This window comes from Nocardia aegles (genome assembly GCF_052545135.1).
On sequence record NZ_JBQWRI010000003.1, the window covers coordinates 535,107 to 561,406 of the forward strand.

Annotated in this window: 20 protein-coding genes and 4 tRNA genes; 6 read left to right on the forward strand and 18 right to left on the reverse strand. The window is 68.2% G+C overall.

The genetic code is table 11. The features are described 5' to 3' along the window. Position 1 precedes the first annotated feature (1 nt). The 5 genes from ACT89H_RS12325 to ACT89H_RS12345 all read right to left on the reverse strand — a co-directional run bounded on the left by ACT89H_RS12325 (position 2) and on the right by ACT89H_RS12345 (position 6,845). Positions 2-1,423: a M1 family metallopeptidase gene (locus ACT89H_RS12325; protein WP_445108689.1), complete on the reverse strand. Its 1,422-nt coding sequence runs from the start codon at positions 1,421-1,423 to the stop codon at positions 2-4. A gap of 59 nt (positions 1,424-1,482) precedes the next feature. Beyond that, the gene (locus tag ACT89H_RS12330; protein ID WP_445108690.1) at positions 1,483-2,121 is read right to left on the reverse strand and encodes a LysE family translocator; all 639 of its coding nucleotides are present in this window, start codon (positions 2,119-2,121) and stop codon (positions 1,483-1,485) included. A 52-nt stretch (positions 2,122-2,173) separates the two neighbouring features. Then, the gene (locus tag ACT89H_RS12335; protein ID WP_445108691.1) at positions 2,174-2,842 is read right to left on the reverse strand and encodes a DUF3239 domain-containing protein; all 669 of its coding nucleotides are present in this window, start codon (positions 2,840-2,842) and stop codon (positions 2,174-2,176) included. A gap of 41 nt (positions 2,843-2,883) precedes the next feature. Beyond that, complete coding sequence (locus ACT89H_RS12340) at positions 2,884-4,542, reverse strand: DNA repair helicase XPB (protein ID WP_445108692.1); 1,659 nt, start codon at positions 4,540-4,542, stop codon at positions 2,884-2,886. A 140-nt stretch (positions 4,543-4,682) separates the two neighbouring features. After that, complete coding sequence (locus ACT89H_RS12345) at positions 4,683-6,845, reverse strand: acyltransferase family protein (protein WP_445108903.1); 2,163 nt, start codon at positions 6,843-6,845, stop codon at positions 4,683-4,685. Positions 6,846-7,078: 233 nt separating this feature from the next. Here ACT89H_RS12345 and ACT89H_RS12350 point away from each other — a divergent pair, with 233 nt between their 5' ends. Then, positions 7,079-7,723, forward strand: coding sequence for a LysE family translocator (locus tag ACT89H_RS12350; RefSeq protein ID WP_445108693.1), 645 nt, complete (start codon positions 7,079-7,081; stop codon positions 7,721-7,723). A gap of 116 nt (positions 7,724-7,839) precedes the next feature. Here ACT89H_RS12350 and ACT89H_RS12355 read toward each other — a convergent pair whose 3' ends face one another. The 5 genes from ACT89H_RS12355 to ACT89H_RS12375 all read right to left on the reverse strand — a co-directional run bounded on the left by ACT89H_RS12355 (position 7,840) and on the right by ACT89H_RS12375 (position 13,041). Continuing rightward, positions 7,840-9,006, reverse strand: a complete 1,167-nt coding sequence (locus ACT89H_RS12355; protein WP_445108694.1) for a pyridoxal phosphate-dependent aminotransferase — start codon at positions 9,004-9,006, stop codon at positions 7,840-7,842. Positions 9,007-9,063: 57 nt separating this feature from the next. Further along, on the reverse strand, positions 9,064-9,981 hold the full coding sequence (locus tag ACT89H_RS12360) for a sigma-70 family RNA polymerase sigma factor (RefSeq protein WP_445108695.1): 918 nt from the start codon (positions 9,979-9,981) through the stop codon (positions 9,064-9,066). 213 nt (positions 9,982-10,194) lie between these two features. Beyond that, positions 10,195-11,286, reverse strand: a complete 1,092-nt coding sequence (locus ACT89H_RS12365) for a 3-deoxy-7-phosphoheptulonate synthase (RefSeq protein ID WP_445108696.1) — start codon at positions 11,284-11,286, stop codon at positions 10,195-10,197. A gap of 290 nt (positions 11,287-11,576) precedes the next feature. Next, positions 11,577-12,047 carry a carboxymuconolactone decarboxylase family protein gene (locus ACT89H_RS12370; protein WP_445108697.1) on the reverse strand — a complete coding sequence of 157 codons (471 nt, stop codon included), beginning with the start codon at positions 12,045-12,047 and terminating at the stop codon, positions 11,577-11,579. Between the two features lie 115 nt (positions 12,048-12,162). After that, the gene (locus tag ACT89H_RS12375) at positions 12,163-13,041 is read right to left on the reverse strand and encodes an oxidoreductase (protein WP_445108698.1); all 879 of its coding nucleotides are present in this window, start codon (positions 13,039-13,041) and stop codon (positions 12,163-12,165) included. A 298-nt stretch (positions 13,042-13,339) separates the two neighbouring features. Here ACT89H_RS12375 and ACT89H_RS12380 point away from each other — a divergent pair, with 298 nt between their 5' ends. Beyond that, a complete protein-coding gene (locus tag ACT89H_RS12380; RefSeq protein ID WP_445108699.1) occupies positions 13,340-14,956 on the forward strand; it encodes a (2,3-dihydroxybenzoyl)adenylate synthase in 1,617 nt (538 codons plus the stop codon). A 44-nt stretch (positions 14,957-15,000) separates the two neighbouring features. Here the strand turns inward: ACT89H_RS12380 and nbtS are convergent, their stop codons facing one another. Next, the gene (gene nbtS / locus ACT89H_RS12385; protein WP_445108700.1) at positions 15,001-16,311 is read right to left on the reverse strand and encodes a nocobactin biosynthesis salicylate synthase NbtS; all 1,311 of its coding nucleotides are present in this window, start codon (positions 16,309-16,311) and stop codon (positions 15,001-15,003) included. A gap of 267 nt (positions 16,312-16,578) precedes the next feature. Between nbtS and ACT89H_RS12390 the strand changes: the two genes are divergently transcribed. Both ACT89H_RS12390 and ACT89H_RS12395 read left to right on the forward strand, forming a co-directional pair. Next, entirely contained in the window at positions 16,579-19,047 is a 2,469-nt protein-coding gene (locus ACT89H_RS12390) for a glycerol-3-phosphate 1-O-acyltransferase (RefSeq protein ID WP_445108701.1), read from the forward strand. A 34-nt stretch (positions 19,048-19,081) separates the two neighbouring features. Continuing rightward, positions 19,082-20,494, forward strand: coding sequence for an HAD-IB family hydrolase (locus tag ACT89H_RS12395; RefSeq protein WP_445108702.1), 1,413 nt, complete (start codon positions 19,082-19,084; stop codon positions 20,492-20,494). A 117-nt stretch (positions 20,495-20,611) separates the two neighbouring features. Here the strand turns inward: ACT89H_RS12395 and ACT89H_RS12400 are convergent, their stop codons facing one another. The 7 genes from ACT89H_RS12400 to ACT89H_RS12430 form a co-directional block, all read right to left on the reverse strand. After that, complete coding sequence (locus ACT89H_RS12400) at positions 20,612-21,331, reverse strand: polyprenol monophosphomannose synthase (RefSeq protein ID WP_445108703.1); 720 nt, start codon at positions 21,329-21,331, stop codon at positions 20,612-20,614. Between the two features lie 194 nt (positions 21,332-21,525). After that, positions 21,526-21,708 (reverse strand): hypothetical protein, encoded by a 183-nt coding sequence (locus tag ACT89H_RS12405; protein ID WP_445108704.1) that lies wholly within the window; start codon positions 21,706-21,708, stop codon positions 21,526-21,528. A 73-nt stretch (positions 21,709-21,781) separates the two neighbouring features. Beyond that, positions 21,782-22,465 (reverse strand): GAP family protein, encoded by a 684-nt coding sequence (locus tag ACT89H_RS12410; RefSeq protein ID WP_445108705.1) that lies wholly within the window; start codon positions 22,463-22,465, stop codon positions 21,782-21,784. Positions 22,466-22,716: 251 nt separating this feature from the next. Then, positions 22,717-22,790 (reverse strand) — tRNA-Phe (locus ACT89H_RS12415). A gap of 58 nt (positions 22,791-22,848) precedes the next feature. Next, positions 22,849-22,922, reverse strand: a tRNA-Asp gene (locus tag ACT89H_RS12420). 29 nt (positions 22,923-22,951) lie between these two features. Continuing rightward, positions 22,952-23,024: transfer RNA gene (locus ACT89H_RS12425), tRNA-Glu, on the reverse strand. 94 nt (positions 23,025-23,118) lie between these two features. Then, positions 23,119-23,784, reverse strand: coding sequence for a TetR family transcriptional regulator (locus tag ACT89H_RS12430; RefSeq protein WP_445108706.1), 666 nt, complete (start codon positions 23,782-23,784; stop codon positions 23,119-23,121). An 854-nt stretch (positions 23,785-24,638) separates the two neighbouring features. Between ACT89H_RS12430 and ACT89H_RS12435 the strand changes: the two genes are divergently transcribed. Next, a tRNA-Lys gene (locus tag ACT89H_RS12435) sits at positions 24,639-24,711 on the forward strand. Positions 24,712-25,326: 615 nt separating this feature from the next. Then, positions 25,327-26,295 (forward strand): acyl-ACP desaturase, encoded by a 969-nt coding sequence (locus tag ACT89H_RS12440; protein ID WP_445108707.1) that lies wholly within the window; start codon positions 25,327-25,329, stop codon positions 26,293-26,295. The last annotated feature ends 5 nt before the right edge of the window (positions 26,296-26,300 follow it).

Genomic DNA, 26,300 nt, shown 5'->3' on the forward strand with positions numbered 1-26,300 from the left:
GTCAGCTGCGCAGAGCGCCGGGGAACAGGTACTGCTCGGGCGGCGGTGCGGTGGTGTTCAGCCACGCGTGGAAGAAACCGGTCAGGTCCATGGGCGACCTGGATTGCACGAAAGCGCGGAACTCCGGCATCGAGGCGTTGCCGTAGGCGTGCGCGGCGAGGAAGTCCCGAACGGCCGCGAAGAACACCTCGTCGCCGATCTGCCTGCGCAGCGCGTGCAGGAACAGCGGGCCGCGGTAGTAGACGGAGGTGAATTCCTTGCCCGCGCCGGGGTTCTCCAACGGGATGTTCCAGAACTTCTCGCTGTCGCGGTACCGGCGAATGGTCTCGCGGTACTGGTCGTCGACGTTCTTGCCGTCCATCCGCTCCGGCCACAGGTAGTCGGCGGTATAACTGGCGAAGCATTCGTTCAGGCAGATGTCCGACCACCGGCGCACCGACACCCAGTCGCCCCACCACTGGTGCGCGAGCTCGTGCACGACGGTCGGCAGATCGATCTGCGGTGCGTAGAGCGGCCGCGTCTGGGTTTCCAGCGAGAACGCGATGTCCGCGTCCAGGTGAACGCCGCCCGCGGCCGCGAACGGGTAAGGACCGTAGAGCTTTTCGGCGAAGTCGAGGATCTCCGGCACGCGCTGCTCCAGCTCGCGCTGCCGTTGCTCGACATTCGGGGCGAACGCGCTGATCAGCGGAGTGCCGTTGGCCCTGCGCTGCTCGAGGAATTCGAACTTGTCGATCGCGACCGTGGTCAAATAGCCGGCCACCGGCTCGGCGTTGGCCCAGCGGACCGTCCGCTTGTCGCCGCGCACCACGTCCTCGATACGCGCACCGTTGGAGACCACCTCCCACTCCGCGGGAACGGTGGCGTTCAGGCTGAACGTGGCCTTGTCCAGCGGGGTGTCGTTGAGCGGATACCACGTCGTCGCCGAGTGCGGCTCACCGGCGACGAACGCGCCGCCGCTGGGCGCGAAAGTCCACCCCTCGCCTTCGGTGTTCACCGCGAGGCCCGCGTAGTCGACGGTGACGGTGAACGGCAGACCGGGCAGCAGCGGCAGCGTCGGCGTCACGGTCAACTCATGCTCGCCATTGCGGTCGAAACCGGCGGGCAGCCCGTTCACCGACACCTCGCGCACGTCCGGTCCCGCGAAATCGAGATTGAACACGCGCAGAGCCTGGGTGGCGTGCGCGGTGATGGTGGTGGTGCCTGCCAGTTTCCGGCTGGTCGGGTCGTAGTCGATGCCGACGTCGTAGTGCTGGACGTCGTAGCCACCGTTGCCGTCGAGGGGATAGTACGGATCGCCCAGGCCAGGCGCGCCGACCAGCGGGTCCGGGAGCGGATCCGCCTGCGCGGGCACCCAGGACACCACAGCGCATACACACGCGACCGCGGCGCACACCCGGCCGGACAACCACATAGGAACAACCACCCCTTTCCACCCCGCCTTCGCCGGTACCGGCGCACCGACTTCGCTGGATGGTAGCGGCTTCAGTCGCCACTTCCAGTCAGCGCCACCGACGCGCCGACACCGAAGATCATCACCCCGCCCGCGCCGCCGACCGCCTCCAGCCTGCGCGGCGACCTGGCGAACCAGGACCGCGCCGAGGCGGCCAGCAGCGCCCACGCACTGTCGGAGACCAGCGCGATGGCCAGGAAGACCGTGCCGAGCAGCAGGAACTGCCACGACAGCGACCCTGAGGCCGGGTCGGCGAAGTGCGGCAGCACCGCGGAGAAGAACACGATCGCCTTGGGATTGGTGAGCCCGACGACCGCGCTCTGACGCAGCACGCGCGTGTTGCGCACCGGTTCGATCGCGGCGCCCAGCGCCTCGCGCAATGCCGAACGCTGACGAACCGCTTGGATTCCGAGATACATCAGATACAGCGCGCCCGCGAACTTGACCACGGTGAGCGCCAGCGCCGACGCGGTGAGCAAGGCCCCGAGACCGATCGCGACCAAGACCAGGGCCACGTAGACACCCATGGCGTGCCCGAGCACCGAGAGCAGGGCCGCGCGCCTGCCGAGCGTCAGCGCGCGACCGACGGTGAACAGCACACCGGGACCGGGCACAACGATGATGACGACCGCGGCGGCGACGAATGCCAGCAGATTGGACGCTGGAACCATCCTTCGAGTCTAGGCGGCAGCGCACCCGATAACCGTGCGGACGCAGCCGGATTCACGAACCCAGTTCGCCCGGCAGCTGGTGCGGGTCGAGCAGCAGGCGTTTCGTGGTGGTGCGCCGCACCTTCTCGGCGAGCTGGAGATTGTCGGTGAGCAGCCGCCACTCGGCCTCGCTGATCGCGGCGCGGGCACGGGCGATGACCGAGTCGTCGGTGGTGCCCCAAGCGATCGGCATGGCGCTCACCGATTGCCAGCGCTGACCCACCTGGCGCGGCGCGCGGTCGGTCCGCACCGCGACCGACGGCACGCGTTCCCCGGCCTTGGCCCGGTGACCGGGCAGGTCACGGACCTTCCTGGTCACCAGGGCGTAGCGCGGGTCGCGGGTGTCCGGCGTGGACACGTCGACCAATGCGAGCAGCACGACACCGGAAGGGCGTGTCTCCGAGACCACCGCGGGGACCAGCTCACCGTCCGCGTAGAGCTTGTCGATGCTGGAATGCCACGGCGTCCACAGGGCCACCCACAGCGCCGTCACCGCACCGAGCGCGAAGGCGACCGCGAGCAGATACGCCCAGGGATGGTTCAGCCAGATCAGCAACGCCGTGCCCGCCGCGGCGACCACCGCGGCGGCGATCGCCAGCAGGCGCAGCCGGCGAAGGTCCGCGAAGACTTCGTTCACCGCGTGGGCGTGCTTGCGGTCCACCGCGAATTCGAAGCGTCGCACGCTCTCATTCCTAGCACAGTTTACGGAGGAATTGCCTCCGCTTATCCGATGGCGGGGCCGAGCAAGTCGTCGGCATCCGTGATGCGGTAGGCATACCCCTGTTCGGCGAGAAAGCGCTGACGGTGCGCGGCGTATTCGGCGTCCAAGGTGTCGCGCGCGACGACCGAGTAGAAATGTGCCTGCCCGCCGTCGTGTTTCGGACGCAGAAGTCGCCCGAGACGCTGCGCCTCCTCCTGTCGTGAGCCGAAGGTACCCGAAACCTGGACGGCGACGGACGCTTCCGGCAAATCGATCGAAAAGTTCGCCACCTTGCTCACCACGAGCACCGGAATCTCGCCGCGCCGGAACGCGTCGAACAGTTCCTCTCGCTCCTTGGTCTTTGTCGACCCCTGGATCACGGGTGCGTCGAGCGCGACGCCGAGTTCGTCCAGCTGGTCCAGGTACGCACCGATGACCAGGCTCGGCGCGTCCTGGTGCTGGGCCAGGATCGACTCGACCACGGCGATCTTGGTGTGCGCGGTGGAGCACAGCTTGTAACGCTCCTCCGGCTCGGCGGTCGCATAGGCCATCCGCTCGGCGTCGGTCAGCGTAACCCGTACCTCGATGCAGTCAGCGGGGGCGATCCAGCCCTGGGCCTCGATGTCCTTCCACGGCGCGTCGTAGCGCTTCGGGCCGATCAGCGAGAACACGTCGCCCTCGCGGCCGTCCTCACGCACCAGCGTGGCGGTCAGGCCGAGCCTGCGGCGGGACTGGAGATCGGCGGTCATCCGGAAGACCGGGGCGGGCAGCAGGTGCACCTCGTCGTAGATGACCAGCCCCCAGTCGCGGCTGTCGAACAGTTCCAGGTGCTTGTACTCGCCTTTGGTGCGCCGGGTTATCACCTGGTAGGTGGCGATGGTGACCGGGCGGATCTCCTTGCGCTCGCCGGAGTACTCGCCGATCTCGTCCTCGGTGAGCGAGGTGCGGGCGAGCAGTTCACGCCGCCACTGCCTGCCCGCCACCGTGTTGGTCACCAGGATCAACGTGGTGGCCTTCGCCTTGGCCATCGCGGCGGCGCCGACCATCGTCTTGCCCGCGCCGCAGGGCAGCACCACCACACCGGAGCCGCCCGCCCAGAACGAGTCGGCGGCCATCTGCTGGTAGTCGCGCAGATGCCAGCCATCGGTCGCGTAGTCGAGTTCGATCGGGTGCGCCTCGCCGTCGACGTAACCCGCGAGGTCCTCGGCGGGCCAGCCGATCTTCAGCAGCATCTGCTTGATCCGGCCGCGCTCGGACGGGTGCACCACCACCGTGTCGTCATCGATGCGCGCGCCGAGCATGGGCGCGATCTTCTTGTGCCGGAGTACCTCCTCCAGCACCGCGCGATCCAGGCTGACCAGCGTCAACCCGTGCGCGGGATGCTTCACCAGCTGCAATCTGCCGTAGCGGGCAATGGTGTCCACCACATCGACCAGCAACGGCTGTGGCACCGCGTACCGGGAGAAGCTGACCAGCGCGTCCACCACCTGCTCGGCATCGTGCCCGGCCGCGCGCGCGTTCCACAGCGCCAGCGGCGTCACCCGATAGGTGTGCACATGCTCGGGCGCCCGCTCCAACTCGGCGAACGGCGCGATCGCCTGCCGCGCGGCATCGGCCAACTCGTGGTCGACCTCCAGCAGCAGCGTCTTGTCACTCTGCACGATCAGCGGACCGTCGTTCACAGTCCCTCCTCAGTCGGAATCCCCGCCATTCTCCCCGACCCTTCCGATAAGCCGGCAGTTAACCGGCCCTTCCCGCAGGGCGCGGGTATGGCAGCGACCGGATGCAACGCGGAAAGGGCGCGATGTCTTCCCGCGGACGTTCAGCCACGCGCGAGCGCGCGTTCGGCGAGCGCGCCGATGACCGGCGCCAGCGTCGTGGCGTAGCCGCTCGTGAGGTGATTGTCATCGCGGTAGACGAGGGTGTTGCCGACGATGACCGGACAGCGGGTGGTGGTGCAGAACAGCGAGGTCAGGTCGGCGTACTGTCCGCCGCCCGCCGTCGCGGCCGCACGCTCGGCGGCGATGCCGGCGTCGTCGACGGCGACCGCCCGGGTGGGGGCGCATGCCGAGGCGTCGTCGATGTGTTCGGCCACACACGCGGGAACGGTGGCATGGGGATCGGGGACGCCGCCGAGCACGAGGACCGCCGCACCCGTCTCGCGCAGCTGGGCGACCAGGCGATGCACGCTGTCGATCCAGGCCGGGTCGTAGGTCACGAAGCCGAAGTCGCCGCCGTAGCGGCGGGACATGCCCACCACGATCAGCCGGGGCCGCTCGTGCCGCAGCCGGGTCATGATCTGCGCGCGCCACTGCTCGCATTCGGTGTACGTCCGCCCCAGATAAGGACTTGTGATGGGCAGATCGAGCAGCGGACAGGTGACCTTCGCCATGGTCTCCAGCCGCCAATGGTGCGCGACAGACATGTTCTCGAACGCCGGTTGCCACATCGCCGCGTGGGAATCGCCGACCAACGCCACCGTGGTGGCCGAATCCGGATCGCCGGAGGCGCACGGGGCCTGGCCCACGTCGGGCCAGGAACGGAAGCAACCATTGTCGAACACCTCCGCTCGGTCGCCGCCCGCGTTCGACAGCGAGGGTGTGAGGTTCGACGGGACGTCACGGACCTCGGCCGAGGCGGCGACGGCCGCTTGGGTCTGCGCCGTCAACTGGTCGATCGCCGCATCGTAGGGGTCGGCGGTGGGAGTGGCCGGTGCGACCGGCGTTGTCAGCGAGAGGCTCCGCGCCGCCGGGCCGTGCCCGACCGGCGCGGGCACGACCATGAGCAGCGCGAGCGCCACAGCGATGACGAGCGCGGTGCTCGTACCACCGCAGGCCAGGCTGAGCTTGCCCGAACCGCGCAGGCGTGCGGCGAAACGAACCGGATTCTCGATCAGCCGCCGGGTGAGCACGGCGAGGCCACCGGCCATGGCGACCGCGCCCAGCGCGCCGATCGGCCCGAGGGGGCGGCCGAGCGCATGCGGGGCCAGCACCAGCACCGGCCAGTGCCAGAGATACCAGGAGTAGGACAGTCTGCCGATGGCCTGCATCTCGGGCACTGCCAGGACGCGACCGACCCCGAAGCGGGGCGCGGCACAGCCGCTCGCGATGACCAGGACCGCGCCGAGCACGGGCAGCAGCGCCGCGATGCCGGGGTACGGGATTTTCTCGTCGAGCCGAACGCACGCGACGACGATCGCTCCGGCCCCCGCCCAGCCTGCGCAGGCGGACACCCATTCCGGCATCCGGGACCAGAAAACGGCCGATAGCGCCACCATGCCGCCCGCCGCCGGCTCCCAGGCCCGTGCGGGCAGCGTGAAGAACGCCCACGGCGGCAGAGTCCAGGTCCAGCTCATCGCGACGCCGAAGGAGAACGCGGCCACGACGGCGAGCACGATCAGGTACGGCAGCGCCGGGACCGAACCGGTGCGACGCCGGCGCAGCAGCCAAGTCGTCGTGATCACGAGCGCGGGCCAGATCAGATAGAACTGCTCCTCCACACCGAGCGACCAGAAGTGCTGAAACGGTGAGGGCGGCGCATCCGCGGCGAGGTAATCGGTTCCCTGCACGGCGAACCGATAGTTCCCGGCGTACAGCGCGCTCGCGATCGCGTCGCCGAGCGCTCGACGTGCTTGCAACGGCGGCAGCAGCACGGCCGCGGCGACCGCCGTTGCGACCAGCACGACACCTGCGGCAGGCAGCAGGCGACGAGCTCGCGCCCCATAGAATCGCACCAGCCCGACGGCTCCGGTGGCGGCCGCTTCCCGATACAGCATTCCCGTGATGAGAAACCCGGAAATGACGAAAAAGACGTCCACCCCGGCGAACCCACCGCCGAGCCCCGGCACATCCGCATGGAAAAGCACGACGGCCAGCACCGCAACCGCCCGCATTCCCTCGATGTCACGCCGAAACGACGCACCCGGCGACACTCCGTCGAATAGCTCCGCCCGCCGATTTCTCAACCCGCTGACCGTGGCCGCCATGCGCAGCATTGTCATCGGTCCCCCTGGGCAAGTCCCGCCGACTCGCCGCCCGATCCACCTCCATCGCGGTATCCGTGGACGGCGTCCCTTCGCTGGAATTCATCACACGCCGCGTCCGCCCGTCGGATCCCCGCCGCCCGGCCCAGAAGGTTTCGGACTGTCCCATTGCCCACCCGTCCAGCGGTTGTCGAGTGGACCGCGACAGTGGCGGTAGGGCGGGTGAGGATCGGGGCATGATCGAGATGGCGGCGGTGGTGGGAGTTGCGGTGGCGGCGTTGGGGATGGTGCTCACGCCGGGGCCGAACATGATGTATCTCGTGTCGCGGACGGTGTCGCAAGGGCGGCGGGCCGGGTTGGTGTCGTTGGCGGGGGTCGCGGCGGGGTTCGGGGTGTATCTGGCGGCGGCGACGGCGGGGATCACGGCGGTGTTCGCGGTGGTGCCCGGTCTTTATCTGGCGGTGAAACTCGCGGGAGCCGGGTATCTGGGGTGGCTGGCCTGGCAGGCGCTGCGACCGGGTGGCGGCTCGGTCTTCGCGCCCACGGCACTGTCGGCTGACCCCACCCGGCGGTTGTTCACCATGGGGCTGGTCACCAACCTGCTCAATCCGAAGATCGCGATCATGTACATGGCGCTGATCCCCCAGTTCGTCGCGCCGGAGCACGGAAACGTGTGGTTGCAGAGCCTGTGCCTGGGCGCGGTGCAGATCGCGGTGGCGCTCACCGTGAACGGCCTGATCGTCCTCGGGGCGGGCGGTCTGTCGACGTTCCTCGCGGCCCGTCCCCGGTGGCTGCGCACCCAGCGATACCTCACCGGCACGATGCTGGGCACCATCGCCGCCCTCCTCGCCACCGATCGCGCCCGCCCCGTACCCGCCTGAGCCGGGAGGCGCGCGCGCCCGCTTCGATCAGCCGAGACTGGTCGCCGTGCAGTACCGGGTCGCCATGCGGTGCGCGATGCCGGCCGAACTCGACAACCCAGGTCGAGGTCGATGGATCAATCGCGGCCCAATCGGCGGACCCCTTCGTCCAGCGTCTCGTCCCGCTTGCAGAAGGTGAACCGCACCAGATGACTCCAGGCGGCTGGGTCGTCGGCGAACGCGATGACCGGCACCGCCGCCACGCCGAGCCGCTTCGGCAACTCACGGCAGAACGTCAGACCGTCGGCGGCGCCGAGCGGGGTGATGTCGGCGACGACGAAGTAACCGCCCGCGCTCGGATATACCCGCATACCGGTGTCGGCGAGCGCCGCGGAGAGACGACGCCGCTTCTGCGACAACGCCTCCCGCAGCCCGCCGACCCACTCCAGTTCGTGGTTGATCGCATGCGCGACGGCGGGCTGGAACGGTCCGCCCGCGACGAAGGTCAGGAACTGTTTGGCCGCGAGCACGCCGTCGATCAGATCGGCGGGCCCGCAGGCCCACCCGGTCTTCCATCCGGTGACGCTGAAGGTCTTGGCCGCGCTGGACACCACGATGGTCCGCTCGGCCATGCCCGGCAAGGTGGCCAGGCTGATGTGCTCGGCGCCGTCGTAGACCAGGTGCTCGTAGACTTCGTCGGTGAGCACCAGAATGTCGTGCTCGCAAGCGATCTCGGCGATCGCCAGCAGGTCCGAGCGTCCGAGCACGGTGCCGGTCGGATTGTGCGGCGAGTTGACGATGAGCATCCGGGTGGCCGGGGTGATGGCCGCCCGCAAGCTGTCCAAGTCCAGAACGAACCGATTTCCGTCGGCCACCAGACGCGCGGTGCGCCGTCGAGCGCCGGCCAGGGCCACGGCAGCGGCATACGAGTCGTAATACGGCTCGATCAGCACGACCTCCTCGCCCGGTTCGACCAAGCCGAGCACGGCCGCGCTGATCGCCTCGGTCGCGCCCACCGTCACCAGCACCTGCGAATCGGGGTCGTAGCCGGTCCCGTAGCGCCGGGCCCGGTCGTCGGCGACGGCTCGGCGCAGCACCGGCATGCCACGCCCCGGCGGGTACTGGTTGAGTCCGTCGGCGATGGCGCGGCGCGCCATTTCCAGCATGCTCGCGGGCCCGTCGGTGTCCGGGAACCCCTGGCCCAGGTTGACCGCGTCGTGCCGGACGGCGAGTTCGGTCATCTCGGCGAAGATGGTGGACGCGAAGGGGCGCAGGCGGGCAACGGTCGGATGTCGCGAGGGCATACCCGGAGACTAGTCCAGCGGTCCAAATCGTTGCCCAACGATTGAAATAGCCGCGTTTCAGCTCAACCCGACCCGGACGCCACCCAGCTTGGCCGGATTCGCCAGATCATAGGTGCCCCACACCAGCCCGTCCCGAACCGTGAAGCCGACGATCCGGGTGGGATAGCCGCCTCGGCCCTCCACCGCGGGACGCGCCGCGACTCGCAGACCCAGTTGCCCATTCACCGAGACGAACGTGTACACCTGCGCTGCGTCCCCGAGCCCGTACTTGCGCACCAGGCCCGAGTAGAAGCGGGCGATGCGATCGGCGCCGCGCAGCACGTTGATCGCGGTCGCGGTGGTTCCGTTGGCGTCGCCGATCAGCACCGCGTCCGGATGCAGCGCCGCGGCGACGGCGGCCACGTCACCTGTGCTCAGCGCGACGAGAAAGCGCTGCACCGCGGCATCGTGCTCGGCATCGGGCACCGGCTGCGGCGTCCGCGCCACCGCCTTACGGGCGCGCACGGCCAGCTGTCGCGCCGCATCGGCGGAGACACCGAGGATGTCGGCGATCTCGTCGAACGGTACCGACAACCCCTCGTGCAGCACGAAGGCCACCCGCTGCGGCGGCGTCAGGGTGTCCAGCACGATCAGCGCCGCGAACCGGCACTCCTGCTTACGCACCACGGCTTCCAACGGGTCGGGAGCACTCGACGGTGTGCGAGCGGTGACGACGGGCTCCGGCAGCCACTGGCCTACGTAGCTCTCACGCCGTGCCGCGGCGCTGCGCAGCCGATCCAGGCAGATCCGGCTGACCACGGTGGTCAGCCACGCCCGCAGATCGTCGATCTCGGACTGGTGCGCGCCCGCGAGGCGCAACCAGCTCTCCTGCACCGCGTCCTCGGCATCGCCGACGCTGCCCGTCAGCCGGTAGGCGACCGAGAGCAGATGCGTCCGATGTGACTCGAACAGGTCGGAGAGCAGCGCGGCAACCATCGACCGGAAGTCTACGGTCCGGTTCGTAACCGCCCGGCATCGGCGGCTGGTGCCGGGCGAACCGGATGATCCATCGGCCCGGTGCCGAGCACCGTGATGGGCATGCCGCCGATCGCGCCGGAGCGCACAGCGCGGCAGTGGCTCGTGTCCGGGCGAACGAAACTCGCGCTTCGTCCGGACCCGAGCCCGCACGCTCGGCTACCGGGGCCGGGATCAGCGCTCGCGACGCTGCCGCACCGCGTCGGCCAGCCGGTCCAGCTGTGCCGCAGTCGTTTCCCAGTCCAGGCAGGCGTCGGTGATGGATTGTCCGTAGGTCAGCTCGTCGGCGTGACCGAGGGTGAGGTCCTGACGGCCCGCGACCAAGAAGCTCTCCAACATGACACCGACGACACCCGGCTCGCCCACCGCCAGCCGCCGCGCGATGTCGGTGACCACGTCGACCTGCTTGTTGTGGTCCTTGTTGCTGTTGCCGTGGCTGGCGTCCACCACGATCCGCTGCGGCAGCGCCGCCTTCTCCAGCCGCAGGCACGCCTCGGCCACCGATACCGCGTCGTAGTTCGGGCCGTTGCTGCCGCCACGCAGGATCACATGGCAGTCCGGGTTGCCCGTGGTACGGATGAGCGCGGAACGGCCGTCCAGGTCGGTGCCGGGGAACACGTGGCTGGCCGCCGCGGCACGCACGCCGTCCACCGCCACCTGGACGTCGCCGTCGGTGCCGTTCTTGATGCCGACCGGCATCGACAGCGCGCTGCTGAGCTGACGGTGCACCTGGCTGGCCGCGGTGCGCGCGCCGATCGCGCCGTAGGACACCAGATCCGCGATGTACTGCGGCGTGATCGGGTCCAGGAACTCACAGGCCACCGGAAGACCGAGGGCGGTGATATCGACCAGCAGCTTGCGGCCGAAACCCAATCCGGTGTTGACATCGAACGATCCGTCCAGGTGCGGGTCGTTGATCAGGCCCTTCCAGCCCAAGGTGGTGCGCGGCTTCTCGAAGTAGACCCGCATCACCACGTGCAGCCGATCGTCGAGCTCAGCGGCCTTGGCCGCGAGACGGCGCGCGTAATCCAACGCTGCGGCGGGGTCGTGCACGGAGCACGGGCCGACGATCACCATCAAGCGATCGTCCGCGCCGTTCAGCACGTCGACAGTGGCTTTGCGTCCCGCACGGACGGTGTCGGCGAGGGCATCGGTGATCGGGTGCACCCGGCGCACTTCCGCGGGCGAGCGCAGCGGGCTCACGTTGAGAGTGCGTTGATCATCCAGATCGGAATGCCGTGCGTCGACGTCGGCTGCGGTTGTCATGTCGTGGGTTTCCTTTTTTCGGGGCCGACCCACGGACGAGAATCCCGTCGAGCCGGTCCATCGTCCGGCTCGGGGTGGAAGTTCGTCAGCGCACGCGGTTGCCGCAGACCAGCCCACCCAGGGCCGGCTTGCTAAACCAGAAATACACGCGCTGCACGTCAGGGACAGTACCAGCCCGCGACCGATCGGTGAATTGTGTCATTTGCCACGCCTTCGGCGCGGCGTGTTCATCCCCACGGTCTGAGCAGGTATCGCCCGCCGGAGTGCGGGCGATGACGGGTGATCCGGATTCAGCCCCACTGGCCAGGTACGTAACTCCCCGCCGGGGTGCGGGCGATGACGTTCATCCGGTTCCAGGCATTGATCATCGCTATGGCGGCGATGAGGGCTGCGATCTGGTCGTCGTCGTAGTGCTTGCGCACCTCCTGCCAGACCGCATCGCCGACCACCCGTCCGTCGCCGATCCGGGTGGCCTCCTCGGTGAGCGCCAGCGCGGCGCGCTCGGCCTCGGTGAAGACGGTGGCCTCGTGCCAGGCGGCGATCAGGTTGAGCCGCACCGAGGTCTCGCCCGCGTGCGCGGCGTCCTTGGTGTGCATGTCGGTGCAGTAACCGCAGCCGTTGATCTGGCTGGCGCGAATCTTCACCAACTCATAGGTCGCGGCGTCCAGGGTGGAATCGTCGATCACCTTGGACGCCATGGTGAGCCGCTTGATGAAGCCGGCGCCGACCGAGTTGGCGAAGAGTTCGAAGCGCTGTTCCATGATGTCCGTCCTTTGTCGTTTCCTGCGGGTTCATCAGGAGGACGACGCGGAAAGACGGAGTGTGACAACAAGCTATGAGACGTGCGTCACATACGCTCCGCCGAGCGGACGGCAGTCACTTCGTGAAGTCGTAGGTGACCCCGGTCAGCTTCTCGGACAGTTCCCACAAGTCGGCGGCCACCTTCTCATCCCTGGACGCTTTCGACGATCCGGACGGCCCCGGGTATCCGCGCATGCCGCCCAGCCCGGTGGGCCCGTAGTAGCCACCCGGCTGGACGTCGGTGGTCGCGGCGTACAACGTCGGCAGCGCGCCCATCGCGGCACTCTGCGCGAGCAGCCGGTTACCGACCCACATCACCCGGTCCAGGAAAGACTCGGTGTGCGACTGCAATTCGGTGGAGGCGTAGCCGGGATGCGCGGCGACCGACAGTTTCGTAGAGCCCGCCGCGGTCAACCTGCGCTGCAGTTCACGAGCGAACATCAGATTGGCGAGCTTGGCCTGCCCGTAGGCGGCCCACCGCTGGTATTTGCGCCGCTCCCAGTTGAGATCGTCCAGGTCGATCTTGCCGACCTGGTGCGCACCGCTGGAGACGGTGACGATCCGATCGGAGATCTTGTCCAGCAGCAGGCCGGTGAGCGCGAAGTGACCGAGATGGTTTGTGCCGATCTGTTTTTCGAACCCGTCAGCGGTGCGGCCTTCGGGTACGGCCATCACGCCCGCGTTGTTGATGAGCACATCGGCGCCGTCGACGTTCTGGGCGAACGCGCGGATCGACCCGAGATCGGCGAGATCCAATTCGCGCACCTGCGCCCGGTCGCCGAGTTCGGCGGCCACCCGCTCGCCTTTGGCCACGTTCCGGCAGGCGAGCACCACCTCGCCGCCCGCCGCGGCCAGCGCGCGCACCGTCTCGGCGCCCAGGCCGCTGTTGGCCCCTGTCACGATGAACCTCCGGCCACTCTGGCCGGGGATGTTCGAGGCGTCCCACCTGGTCATGACGGGAAGTCTAGTGCCAGGCGGCACCCGGCGGCAGGTTCGAACACGCCCGAGCCGGTCCGCGCGGCGGCACTCGCCCGACGCCGAAAGCGTCGTACCGACCGGGCGCCGCGTCGACTCCGCCCCAGCCGAATCGATCCGCACGACGCCGTCCCGCCGAGTGCGCGCCACGGCGGTATGAAGTGCCTCGCCGCACGTGGATGCGCAGTCCGGATCCGCGATCGGACAGTTCGGACCCAGAGTGAAGTAGGGTTGCCTAACCTTATGAGGGACCTTTTGCTCGATTGTGAGGCAGACCGTGACTTCCACACCGACCGAGTCCGCGCATCGCGACGGCTACATACCTTTCCCCGCCCACACGGCCGCGGCTTACCGAGCCGCAGGCTACTGGGCCGGACGCCCGCTCGGGGATCTTCTGCGCGCGAGCGCGCGACGGCATCCCCAGCGCCCCGCGCTGCTCGATGCGGAGGGCTCGCGCAGCTATGCCGACATCGACACCGCTGCGGACCGGATGGCCTACGGACTGCTCGCGCTCGGCATCGCTCCCGGCGACCGCGTGGTGGTCCAGCTCCCCAATGTGCCCGAGTTCCTGACCGTGTTGTTCGGCCTGCTGCGCGCCGGGATCATCCCCGTATTGAGCCTGCCCGCGCACCGCCGGGCCGAAATCGAACATTTGGCGCGGCTTTCCGAGGCGGTCGGTTACATCGCCACCGACCGGGCGGGCGATTTCGACTACCGCGACCTGGCCTCGACCGTGCGTGCCGCGGTGCCCTCGCTGCGCCACGTCTTGGTGCTCGGCGATCCAGGGCCGTTCACCGACCTGGCCTCGGTACCGCGCGACGGCGGCGAGCTGCCCGAGATCGATCCGGGCGACATCGCCTTGATGCTGGTCTCCGGCGGCACCACCGGCCTGCCGAAACTCATCGCGCGCACCCACGACGATTACGTCTACAACGCCACCGCCGGCGCGGAGGTATGCGCGCTCACCGAGCAGGACGTCTATCTCGCGACGCTGCCGGCCGCCCACAACTTTCCGCTGGCCTGCCCGGGCATCTTCGGCACCGTCGGGGTCGGCGGCGCGGTCGCCTTCGTCGGCGACCCGAGTCCGGAGAGCGCGTTCGCCGCGATCGAGCGGCACCGGGTCACGGTCACCGCCGTCGTGCCGCCGCTGGCCCAACTCTGGTGCGCGGCCACCGAATGGGAAGCGGCCGACTTGAGTTCGCTGCGCCTGCTCCAGGTGGGCGGCGCACGACTGGCCGAGGTCAACGCCAAAGACGTGACCCCGGCGCTCGGCGCGACCCTGCAGCAGGTGTTCGGCATGGCCGAGGGCCTGATCAACTACACCCGACTGGATGATCCGGCCGAGTTGCTGCACACCAGCCAGGGCCGGCCGCTCTCGCCCGCCGACGAGATCCGCGTGGTGGACGGCGACGGCAACGATGTGCCGCCCGGCGCGGAGGGCGAGTTGCTGACCAGGGGGCCGTACACGATCCGCGGCTACTATCGCGCGCCCGAGCACAACGCGCGCGCGTTCACGCCGGACGGTTTCTATCGCAGCGGAGATCTGGTCCGCCGCCTGCCCAGCGGTCATCTCGTGGTGTCGGGCCGGATCAAGGATGTGATCAACCGCGGCGGCGAGAACGTCTCCTGCGACGAACTCGAGGAACATCTGCTCGCCCATCCCGCGGTCCGGCACGCCGCCGCCGTCGGGCTGGCCGACACGGCGCTGGGCGAAAAGGTTTGTGCCGTCCTGGTCGTCGACGGTGAGATGCCGACGCTGTCCGAGATCAAGTCCTTCCTCACCGCGCGCGGGCTGGCCACCTACAAACTGCCGGACGTGCTGCGCCGCCGCGACAAGCTGCCGATCACCGCGGTCGGCAAGATCGACAAGAAGGCGCTGCGCGCCGCGCTCTGACGCACGCCACGGGCAGCGCACCAGCGGTGCGCTGCCCGCACGCGTTACGCCTTGACGACGTAGGGCGCGATACTGCCCAGCTTTTCGCAGGTCTCCTCGAACTCACGCTCCGGCCGGGACTGGCCGACGATGCCCGCGCCCGCGCGCAACCACGCCCCGTCCGCAGTCTGATACACCGCGCGCAGCACGAGGGTCGCCTCCAGCGCCCCGGTCGGCGAAACGGTCAGCACCGCACCGGAGTACAAACCGCGCGGGTCGTGATCGAGCCGGAACACCGAGTCGACGCCTTCCCGCTTGGGAATTCCCGAAGCGGTCACGGACGGGAACAGCACCTCCAGCGCGTCCCAGCTGGACCGGTCCGCGGCGAGCCGACCGCGCACCGTGGACGCCAGATGTTGCACACTGCCGCGCTCCCGCACAGCCATGAAATCCGATACCGCGGGGGTGCCGGGATCGGCGACGGCCGCGATCTCCGCGAACGAGGTCTGTACTGAAATGGCGTGTTCCACGATCTCTTTCGGGTCGGTGATCAGCTCGGCCCTGGCGGCGAGGTCGGCCGCGGCGCCGCGGCCGAACGCGCGGGTGCCCGCCAGCGGCTCGGTGGTCACCACCCGATCGTCGTCCACGGAGGCGACCAGCTCCGGACTGAAGCCCGCCGCCTCCAGGCCGCCGAGTCGCAGCAGGAACGACCGTGCCGGAGTGTTGTGCGCGCGCCCGAGCCGATAGGTCGCCGGTACGTCCACGGCGAACGGGAGCTCGACCTTCCTGGACAGGATGACCTTCTGGTAACGCCCGGCCCGGATCTCGCCGACCGCCTCCGCCACCCGGTTTCGGTAGCCGGTGGGGTCGATGCGGATATCGGCCGGATGCGCCTGCGGTAGTTCGGTGCCCTGCGACTGCGCGATCAGGTCGTGGATGTCGCCGATCTCCGACGGCGTCGCACCCGAGATCCGTACGCCGGATTCGCCCACCCTGACCTCGATGCGGGGAACCATCAGGTGCGCCAGTGCGGTGCGTGGGTCGAGATGCTCCGTGGCGTCGAGTGCCCACGCGCAGAACTCGAATCCGATCCAGCCGTAGGCATTCCGCCCGTCGACGGGCAGCGCGCCCAGCGCGCGGTCGATCACTGCCGCCGGATTGCCTTCCCAGCGGCTGGTCGTCGTCTTCCCTTCGCGCGTGCTGCGCAGTTCCCGTACGTCCAGTTCGACACTGCCGACCGGATCGGCGGCGAACACCCATTCCCCCGGGCGCTCGTACATCACGTACTCGCCGAACCGATCCGCTCCCGCCAGCCGGGACATCGCTGCCGCCGGATCGGTCACATACTCAACCCGCGGGCGTTCCGTGGTCGACAACGATCCTCCAAAGGTTACCCTGGCCTAACTTTTGAAGGTAAGGTTAGCATTACCTTTTTCATCTGGCTCGCGACCACTGCGGCCGGCGCGGTATCACTCGGCGCCGGATGACGCGCATCCCGAAGGCACTTTCACCCGCCCCCACCTCGGGCTGCGATCGCGCGCCATCCGTGCCATCGCACGAACTCGCGGTGCCGACTGCCTGCGCGGAACCGACCCGCCGGGATTGAATAGTGGAGAGCGTCACCTGCGGAGGGAAGAACATCGATGATCGATCACCGCGGCGATTCACCCACGACAGCCCGGCCCCGGACCACACCACACTCGGTGGTGGCCCTGATCGACGCCGCTTCGGGAGTGGAACGCGAACTCGTCGGCAAGTGGCTTTCCGACGGCGGGATCAGCGCCGAGTTCGGTACCGACGCGCCGGTCACCCAACTGGATCTGGACGCGGGCGCCGTCGCCGCACGGCTGGTCGGCAGGCGCGACGACCCGTTGGTGGTGCCGATCCGCGTGCTGTGGCTGCCGCCGGAACGCGACGGAGTACGCCGCGTCACCTTCGCCGATTTCGCCCTGCTGACCAATCCGCGCAAGCCCAATCGGCTGGCGCAACGCAAGCTGATATCCGAGTCACCGGACCGGTACGTCGTGCTGACCGGTGCGCCGGCTTTCCTCAGCGAGCTGCGCGCGAACCACCCGGAGGCGTCGGCGCTGTACGACAAGGGCACCGCCGAGCCGTTCGCGCGCGCCATCGTGCGCGCGGCGGTGGTGGCACTCGAACGCGCCGAACGCACCATCATCGGCGACCGGTACAAAGTGCCCAAGCTGGTCGCGGAGGAAATTCTCGACTCGACGGACTTCTTGCGCAGGCTGGAACTGATCGCCGACCAGATCGGCGCGAGTCCGCACGAGGTGTACCGGCGCGCGGAGAAAGCGCTCAACGAACTGGTCGCCGCGCAGAGCAGGCTGATCTCCGACCTGTTCACCCAGGCCATGCGGCCGGTGCACGCCTCGACCTGGAACGTGGACTCCGACGATTCCGGCCTGGCCGGACTGCGCGACCTCAACCGCCGCTTCCCGCTGGTGTTCCTGCCCTCGCACCGCTCGTACGTCGACGCCTTCGTACTCGGAGACGTACTGGCTCGCAACGACTTCCCACCGAACCATGTGATCGGCGGCGCGAACCTCGGCTTCTGGCCGATGGGCCCGGTCGCCCGACGCACCGGCACGGTGTTCATCCGGCGCAGCTTCGGCGACGACGAGGTCTACAAGGCCGTCGTCGAGGAGTACTTCGCCTATCTGCTGGCCAAGCGCTTCAACCTGGAGTGGTATTTCGAAGGCGGGCGCACCCGCACCGGCAAGTTGCGGCCACCACGCTACGGGCTGCTGAACTACCTCGCCGCGGCCGTCCGTTCCAACCGCATCGACGACGTCATGCTGATTCCGGTCTCGATCACCTACGAGCGGCTCAACGAACTCGGCGCCATCGCCACCGAGCAGGAGGGCGGCAAGAAGAAACCGGAGGGCCTGACCTGGCTGGCGCGCTACATCCGCAGCCAGCAGCACTCCGCCGGGCACGTGTACGTCCGCTTCGGCGAGCCGCTGTCGGCGCGCGATCGGCTTGCCGCACACGGCGACCCCCTCACCGCGCCGCGGCTGACCATCCCGCTGCACCATACGGAGCCGATTCCGGCGCCGCGCACGGAAGCCGGGGTCGGCGACCGTGAGCCGCCGGAGATCACCGAACTGGAACGAAAGGCCGTGCAGCGGCTGGCGTTCGAAGTCGCGGTCGGCATCAACGCCGTCACCCCGATCACGGTCAACGCACTGGCCACCCTGGCGCTGCTGGGGGTGGACGGGCGCGCCCTCACCCTCGGCGAGGTGCGCACGATGCTCAACCCGGTGCTCGGTTACATCGACAAGCGCCGGCTGCCGGGCGGCGAACTCGACGCGCTGCGCGACGAACAGGGTCTGGCCGTGGTGCTGGAACAGCTTTCGCTGGCCAAGGTGGTCACGGTGTATCGCGGCGGGGTCGAGCCGGTGTACTCGATCAAGTCCGGCGCGTATCTGGAGGCCGCCTTCTACCGCAACAGCGCGGTGCACTGGTTCGTCAACCGCGCGATCCTCGAGCTGTCCATCCTGGCCGCGGTCGACAACGACGACGCCGACGCCCTGCAAGCCGGCTGGGACGAGGCTTTCCGGCTGCGCGATCTGCTGAAATTCGAGTTCTTCTTCCCCGACCGCGGCGAGTTCGCCGATCAGATGGTCGCGGAGATGCTGCTGGTCGATCCGGACTGGTACAGCCACACCCGCCGCGACACCGTCGGCTCGGACATCCTGGACAAGCTCACCGCCTCCGGCTTCACCATGGCCCACCGCGTGCTGCGCTCGTTCGTCGACGCGCAGTTGGTGGTGGCCGAACGGCTGGCCGCCCGGGACGCGGGCGACGAGATCGACCGCAAAGAGTTCATCACCGAATGCGTGGCGGTCGGTAAGCAGATGATGCTGCAGAAGCGGTTGCACAGCCCGGAGTCGGTCTCCACCGAGTTGTTCACCAGCGCGCTGAAGCTCGCCGACAACTACGGCCTGCTGACGACCTGGTCCGACGCCGAGCCCGATCAGCGCCGCGCCGAGTTGACCAGGCGCAGGAAAGAATTCGCCGAGCGCCTGCGCACCATCGGCGCCCGCATCGCGCAGGCCGCCGCGCTCGACCCGTCCAACCGGGAGGCGTGGTGACCGATCGACGACACCGCGGTAGCCAGGAGGATCGATGACCGACGCGCGCGCCGACCTCGACGCCGCGCTCGCCGCCATCCGCTCCGGCCCGCAGGGCCCAGCGGTCGCAGCCGTCTTCGATTTCGGCGGTACGGTCATCGACGCACCGGGGCCGCGGCACCGGCTGCGCCGCGCACCCGCCGACGTTCTGCTCGGCGGCATCCGCGACCGTATGACCGACGGCGAATACCGCCGCTTCCTGCGCGAGTTGTCCGACGCGCTGACCGGACGCTCCGAACAGGAGCTGGACGAAGTGGGCAGGCGCCTGTTCCAACGCACTGTCTACGGCTACCTGTATCCCGAAGCGTGGGAGCTGATCCACACCCACCGGGCGGCCGGGCACACCATCGTGCTGGTCAGCTCACTGACCCGGTTCCAGGTCCTACCCGCCGCGGCGCAGTTGGGCATCAAGCACGTGCTGTACACGCCCATGGCCACCAGCGACGGCGTGCTCACGGGGCATCCCGATGGGAAGACGCTGTGGCGCGACGGCAAAGCCGAGGCGGTCGCGGCGTTCGCCGCCGCGCACCAGGTGGATCTCGAGCGCAGCTACGCCTACGCCGACGCGATCGCCGACCTTCCCATGCTGTCGCTGGTGGGACATCCGGTGGCGGTCAACGCCGACGACGCGCTGACCGACCTCGCCGACCGGCAGCACTGGGCCGAGCTGACGTTCCGGCCGCGCCGCCCGCCGCGCGCGACCGATTACGTACGCACCGCCGCGGGATTCGCCGGGCTGCTCGGGGGCGCGCTGTTCGGCATCGCCTCGCAAGCGCCCACCCAGGACCGGCAACGGATGGCCGACGCGCTGATGGCGCACGCGGCCCGCAATACGCTGCGCATCGCGGGCGTGCACGTGCGAGTCACCGGCGGCGAGCACGCGAGATCGCCGCGGCCCGCGGTCTTCGTGTTCAACCACCAGAGCCAGTTCGACATCATCATCGTGCCCGAAGTGCTCGGCGGCGGCGTGACCGCGATCGGCAAGAAGGAACTCACCAAGAATCCGGTCTTCGGACCGCTCATGCGCTTCGCCGGCGTGACATTCATCGACCGCGCGAATACCGCACAGGCCAGGGCAGCGCTTCGACCGGTGGTGGAAACACTGCGGGGCGGCCTGTCGGTCGCGGTGGCTCCCGAAGGCACACGCTCCTACACCCCCGAAGTCGGGCCGTTCAAGAAGGGCGCGTTCCACATCGCGATGCAGGCGGGGGTGCCGGTGATCCCGGTCGTCATCCGGAACGCGGGCGAGATCTGCTGGCGCAATGCGATGATCGCCCGGCCCGGAACGGTCGACGTGGCGATACTCGACCCGATCGATGTCAGCGCCTGGAACGCCGGCGATTTGGACGACAACGTGGCCCGGGTACGCCAGCTGTTCGTCGACACGCTGCTGAATTGGCCCCACTGATCGGCACGAGCCACCACGGCGGCCCGTCGTGTGGCCGCTCGCCCTCGCCCGCGCTCTGTTGTCCCTCACCGGCCGGTGGCCCCGCTCCCTCGGGTGGCGGGGCCGGTGGGCCGTAGCTCAGACCGCGCGGCCGAACAGCAGCTTCCACGGCATGAGCGCCGACTCGAGCTGCACCGCGAGGCTCATCTTGGACGCGCCGAGCGTCCGCTCCTCGAACCGGATCGGCACCTCGGTGATCGCGATCCCCTTCTTGATGGTCCGATAGTTCATCTCGACCTGGAACGAATATCCGTTGCTCCGGATCGAGGCCACGTCGATGGCGCGCAGGGTGTCGGCCTTCCACGCTTTGAAACCCGCGGTGGCATCCTTGACGCCCAGGCGCAGGATCAGATTCACGTAGAAGTTCGCCCAGGCCGAGAGCGCCTTGCGGTACCACTTCCATTCGGCGGCGGTCGAGCCGCCCGGAACGTAACGCGAACCGAGCACGACGCCCGCGTCGGTGCCGGACAGCTTCTCCAGCATGGCCGGGATGACTTCGGCGGGATGCGACAGGTCGGCGTCCATCTGGATCACGACGTCCGCGCCCTCGTCCAGCGCGCGCGTGATGCCCGCGACATACGCCCGGCCGAGCCCGTCCTTCTCGGTCCGGTGCAGCACACCGACCACGTTCGGCAATTCGGCGGCGAGTTTGTCGGCCACGTCACCGGTGCCGTCCGGCGAGCTGTCGTCCACCACCAGTACGTGCAGGTCGGGCACCGGCAGCGCGGTCAGCCGCTCCACCGCAACCGGCAGATTCTCCCGCTCGTTGAAGGTCGGCACAACAACGGTAACCCTCAAGGGTCGCCCTCCCTGCTGATCCTGGTTTCCGCTCGCAGCCCACGCCAGGACCTCCGAGCATTCGTCGAGTTCTGGAGAACCGTACTCGATATACCTGATCGCGAACTGAGTGGCCGCACCCGGCGTGACATCGTCCGAGCCCCCGACCTGCGGCTCAAGATCAACTTCCCCGTCCGGGGAAGACCCGGCTCGGTTCAGTCCCCGTCGCGCCAGGCCCGGTCCCGGGCGTCTTCCCGCGCGGTGCGGGCGCGCGCGATCTCGAGCGCGCGCTCGGCCGTCGCCTGGTCCGGGTACGGCCCCATCCGGTCACGGAACCAGCACTGCCGCCCTCGCTCGGCGCGATTGTGCTTCAAGCAGTAATACCAGCGCTCAGCCATACCTCCAGCATCCCACCGAACCCCACCGCTCAATCGCTTTTCCGGTCGCCACCCGTTGCCCGGAATCCGCAATTCACGGCCAAAGGCTTCGGTAATGGACGAGCGCGTCGCATAGGAGAACGACGCCGAAGATCGCGAAGAGCACGCGCACCGAGGCAGGCCCGTATGAGCTGATAACGCGAACGGTTTTTCGATACATCCGCCGCGCTCCGGTCGTGCGCCGCATCGCGAGCGCGAGTATCACCAGCGGCGGCAGCAATGCGAGCGCGCAATACGCGACGACCAGCAGCGGCCACAACGCCGGTAGCGGATTCCGGGCGGAGATCATCGCGAGTCCGGCCAGATACGGAACCGCGGTCGGCGCCTGCGCCATGCCGATCGCCACGCCGAGGCCGGCGAGCACCCATGGTTGCCGTCGCAGTGCGGTCGCCCGTTCCGGGGCCGCGGTACCGCCGGCCATTCGAATGCTCGCGAGCGCGATCAGCACCACTCCCGCGATCAGTTCTCCCCAATACCGCACCGTCGGCGTGACCTCGAAGTCGAACAGGTCGGTCAGGAAGCCGATCCCCAGGATCGTGCAGATCCCGAAGGCGGTGGTGACGGCGAAGACGCCTGCCAGCAGGCTCAAACCGCTCACCAGCGGCGAGCGACGGCTCAACCTGCTGTCGTAGACCACCGCCGTGGTGATGCTGATCAGCAGCAGGTCGAGCGAATCGAGGAGGGCGAACCCCGCGAGCGCGAGGAGAAGGATCCACATGGCCGCGCCAGCCTACCCGCGCCAGATGAGCGACCGCCCGGTCCCGAACCCGGATGGCCCACTGTGCGATTCACCACATCAGGCCGAGCGGTAGCGGTCCGCGAGGACGGCACGAAGCGAACCGGATGACACCTCGGAGCGCGACCAGAGTCGAGGGGTCCGCGGGGTGGGGTGAATGCACCTCACAAGAAATGACGAAACGAGCCCGGTTCACGCTCTCCGTGAACCGGGCTCGCCTACGAGTGAAGGGGTGGCCAGGGCCGGGATCGAACCGGCGACCTTCCGCTTTTCAGGCGGACGCTCGTACCAACTGAGCTACCTGGCCGCAGGCACCCGAAGTGAATGCCATACGCGAAACGCCGGATATCTCCGGCGCTTGCTTGCGACCCTGACGGGACTCGAACCCGCGACCTCCGCCGTGACAGGGCGGCGCGCTAACCAACTGCGCCACAGGGCCATGCTCTGCTACCAACGATCCGTGGATCGTACCCCCTACGGGATTCGAACCCGCGCTACCGCCTTGAAAGGGCGGCGTCCTAGGCCGCTAGACGAAGGGGGCTCGTCCCGGATTTCTCCGGACCGGCTTTCAACGGCTGTCCGTTGGGAGCTGGGATAGCTTATGACAGACCGGACTCGAATCCCAAACCGGCTGGTCAGAGGCTCAAACCGAGCTCATCCAAACGCGCTTGGGCACGCCAGCCGTCGCTGCGGAACTTCTCCAGCCATTCCGGAGTGGCCATCGCCTCCATCACGACCTCGAGCGCCTCCTCGAACCGCGCCCGCAGATCGACCTGCCCGTCGATCAGGGCCACCATGTACCGCTGCCCGGCCAGCGCGGCGGCGAGCGTGCGGGTGAACCGGTCGGGATCGGCGTCCGCGCGCAGCTGCCCGTGGTCGATGGCGCGGACGGTGAGCATCCTGGTGGCGCGGCCCATGATGCGGCCGCCGCCGGCCTGCACGTCACGGTAGAAATCCGGTTCGATGATCAGGCGGAACTCGGCCTGCACGATGATGTCGTGCTCGAGCCGCAGCGCGATCTCGTCGACCACCCCGTGCAGGATGTCGAGCGGACTGAGATCCGTTCGCGCCAGCCAGCGCTCGGCGGAGGCGCGGTAGCGTTCCACCGCGGTCTCCAGCACCGCGCGTGCCAGATCTTCCTTCGAATCGAAATGGAAGTACATGGCGCCTTTGGTGGCGCGCGATCCTTCCAATATGCGGTTGAGCGATGCAGCGGCATAGCCGCTCTTCCCGAACTCAACGGCGGCGGACCTGATAATCGCCGCCCGTGTCCGGCGCGCCCGCTCTTGCTGCCGTGCCATGCTCGAAACGCCTCCGAAGCCTTACTCGCCGCCAATCAGCCACCCCCGAAGGAACGGACCCTCGGCGCGAATCCATGGGTTTTAATCAATACGTGGAACACGGTTTTCGCCCGATTTTCAAACCTTCGGTACGAAAACTCCGGAAAAACCTGGAACACACCAGCTGGTATAGTTTGCCTGCCCGGGTGCGCCGCAGGGGGTGCGCATCCGGGCATTTCTTCGTCTCGAACGTGCCTCCTCCCGCGGCATCGAGTTCCGTCGAACCATGGCCGACCGGGCCGACCGGACCGACCGCGGCAACTTCGGACACAGCAACGACAATCCGAATTCCGCGCCGCCGACCGAGTCGACGATTCTTTCGGAATTCACCAGGCCGTCACCGTACCCGGAATCGCGATCCGACACGCGGCAAACCGAAGAGCCGGGCACCCATTCGATTCCTTTTCCTGTCACAGCAAATACTCGGCAATCAGATCTGCTCGTCCGGAGGATGCGCGAATTAGCCAGCGGGCCAGGATTGTTCACTCGTGCCGACCGGCAATCCGAGCGACCGGTCGCCGCCTATGTCGCATCCGCCAACCCATCCCATGCGCCTCCCCCGGCCACATCCGTTCACCCCCCGCAAATTCAAAGAGATTGCCTGCCAACATGATTGGATGATATCCAGATCCGGCCGAGATGAACAAAGCTGGGTGCCAACCGTTTACCGCCTACATCATCCAGCGCGCACGCCGCGTCGCCCGCCTTCGGCGCCGCCGGATCCGCCACGCCGCCCAACCCATCCACCCGGGCTGCCGACACGAACTCCCCCGATTGGGGCATCCGCCCCCGACCGCACTACACTGTTGCTCCGCGCCCCTATAGCTCAGTTGGTAGAGCTACGGACTTTTAATCCGCAGGTCGTAGGTTCGAGCCCTACTGGGGGCACAGAGATCGGGCGCCCGGGTTGCTCCGGGCGCCCGACCCGATTCCCGGAGTTCTCCGCCCAACGACGCCGGCCATACCGGCCTGGATGGGCGGCCACCGCCACTGAGGCCCCATCGACCCGGTGCCGCACGCAACACTCTGCGCGGAGCGCGGCCTCCGGACAGCCCCGCTCGGCGATGTGACGGACACACCCCCGCCACACCCACTCGCTCCCCTGGCGCGAGCCGGCCTACCGACTACGCCCTTCGGAAGGCGTCGTCGGCATCATTTCACAGGAACATCGCAGCAAGTCTGGGCCGCAAGTCGCCGACACGCGCAGAACCAGGACATTTCCACTCCCGTACCGCCCCGGTGGGAGCGGCTGTGCGATCGCCCACGTACAGATAACGCTTCCCGCACCGCGTCGATAGACCGTTTGCAGCGCATCGAGCCCATACACTCGTATAGATCACCGGACGGCGAAGACGTCGGATGAGATGGATCACCAGGGCATCGATCACCTAACGGATGCGTTTCGCATCACACCTACGGTGCCGTAAGGTATGGCCGCATCGGTATCGGTCTACCTTGTGGATTGACCTGCACGACCGGAAGCACACACTGAAGGGTTCATACATGGCAAGGGATCTGACTCAACTCGAGCTGCTGACGGAGTTGGAGCCGGTTGCCGAAGAAAACGTCAACCGGCACCTCTCCCTGGCAAAGGAATGGCATCCGCACGACTACGTCCCGTGGGACGATGGCCGCAATTTCGCGGCACTCGGCGGCGTGGATTGGGATCCGGAGCAGTCCCGCCTCAGTGAGGTCGCGAAGGCGGCCATGATCACGAACCTGCTCACCGAGGACAACCTGCCCTCCTACCACCGCGAGATCGCGGAGAACTTCTCTCAGGACGGCGCGTGGGGAACCTGGGTGGGCCGCTGGACCGCCGAGGAGAACCGCCACGGCATCGTGATGCGGGACTACCTGGTCGTGACCCGCGGTGTCGATCCGGTCGCGCTCGAGGAAGCCCGGATGGTGCACATGACCAACGGCTTCGCCTCCCCCGCGGAAGCCGACGCGGGCTTCCTGCATTCCGTCGCGTACGTCACCTTCCAGGAACTGGCCACCCGGGTCAGCCACCGCAACACCGGCAAGGTCTGTGACGACCCGATCGCCGACCGTATGCTGCAGCGCGTCGCCGCCGACGAGAACCTGCACATGATCTTCTACCGCAACATGTGCGGAGCCGCCCTCGACCTGGCCCCCGACCAGGCCATCGAGGCGATCACCCTGATCCTGGAGAACTTCCAGATGCCCGGCGCCGGCATGCCCAACTTCCGCCGCAACGGCGTGCTGATGGCCAAGCACGGCATCTACGATCTGCGCCAGCACCTGGAGGAAGTGGTCCAGCCGGTGCTGAAGAAGTGGAACATCTTCGACCGCACCGACTTCACCGCCCGCGGCGAGGCGGTCCGCGAACGTCTCGGCCTGTTCCTGGACAAGCTCGGCAAGGACGTCATCAAGTTCGAGGAACAGCGCGACCGGATGCTCGCCCGCGAGGCCGCCAAGCGCGAGCGTGCGATGGTCGGCAGCAACGCATAAGCCCC

What these genes read in the sequence shown, in the direction of transcription:
- ACT89H_RS12365 (WP_445108696.1), bottom strand. Translation starts at nt 11,286, where the DNA reads ATGACAACCGCAGCCGACGTCGACGCACGGCATTCCGATCTGGATGAT.
- ACT89H_RS12390 (WP_445108701.1), top strand. Translation starts at nt 16,579, where the DNA reads ATGATCGATCACCGCGGCGATTCACCCACGACAGCCCGGCCCCGGACC.
- ACT89H_RS12410 (WP_445108705.1), bottom strand. Translation starts at nt 22,465, where the DNA reads ATGTGGATCCTTCTCCTCGCGCTCGCGGGGTTCGCCCTCCTCGATTCG.
- ACT89H_RS12350 (WP_445108693.1), top strand. Translation starts at nt 7,079, where the DNA reads ATGATCGAGATGGCGGCGGTGGTGGGAGTTGCGGTGGCGGCGTTGGGG.
- ACT89H_RS12370 (WP_445108697.1), bottom strand. Translation starts at nt 12,047, where the DNA reads ATGGAACAGCGCTTCGAACTCTTCGCCAACTCGGTCGGCGCCGGCTTC.
- ACT89H_RS12405 (WP_445108704.1), bottom strand. Translation starts at nt 21,708, where the DNA reads ATGGCTGAGCGCTGGTATTACTGCTTGAAGCACAATCGCGCCGAGCGA.
- ACT89H_RS12345 (WP_445108903.1), bottom strand. Translation starts at nt 6,845, where the DNA reads ATGGCGGCCACGGTCAGCGGGTTGAGAAATCGGCGGGCGGAGCTATTC.
- ACT89H_RS12430 (WP_445108706.1), bottom strand. Translation starts at nt 23,784, where the DNA reads ATGGCACGGCAGCAAGAGCGGGCGCGCCGGACACGGGCGGCGATTATC.
- ACT89H_RS12355 (WP_445108694.1), bottom strand. Translation starts at nt 9,006, where the DNA reads ATGCCCTCGCGACATCCGACCGTTGCCCGCCTGCGCCCCTTCGCGTCC.
- ACT89H_RS12330 (WP_445108690.1), bottom strand. Translation starts at nt 2,121, where the DNA reads ATGGTTCCAGCGTCCAATCTGCTGGCATTCGTCGCCGCCGCGGTCGTC.
- ACT89H_RS12395 (WP_445108702.1), top strand. Translation starts at nt 19,082, where the DNA reads ATGACCGACGCGCGCGCCGACCTCGACGCCGCGCTCGCCGCCATCCGC.
- ACT89H_RS12360 (WP_445108695.1), bottom strand. Translation starts at nt 9,981, where the DNA reads ATGGTTGCCGCGCTGCTCTCCGACCTGTTCGAGTCACATCGGACGCAT.
- ACT89H_RS12375 (WP_445108698.1), bottom strand. Translation starts at nt 13,041, where the DNA reads ATGACCAGGTGGGACGCCTCGAACATCCCCGGCCAGAGTGGCCGGAGG.
- ACT89H_RS12440 (WP_445108707.1), top strand. Translation starts at nt 25,327, where the DNA reads ATGGCAAGGGATCTGACTCAACTCGAGCTGCTGACGGAGTTGGAGCCG.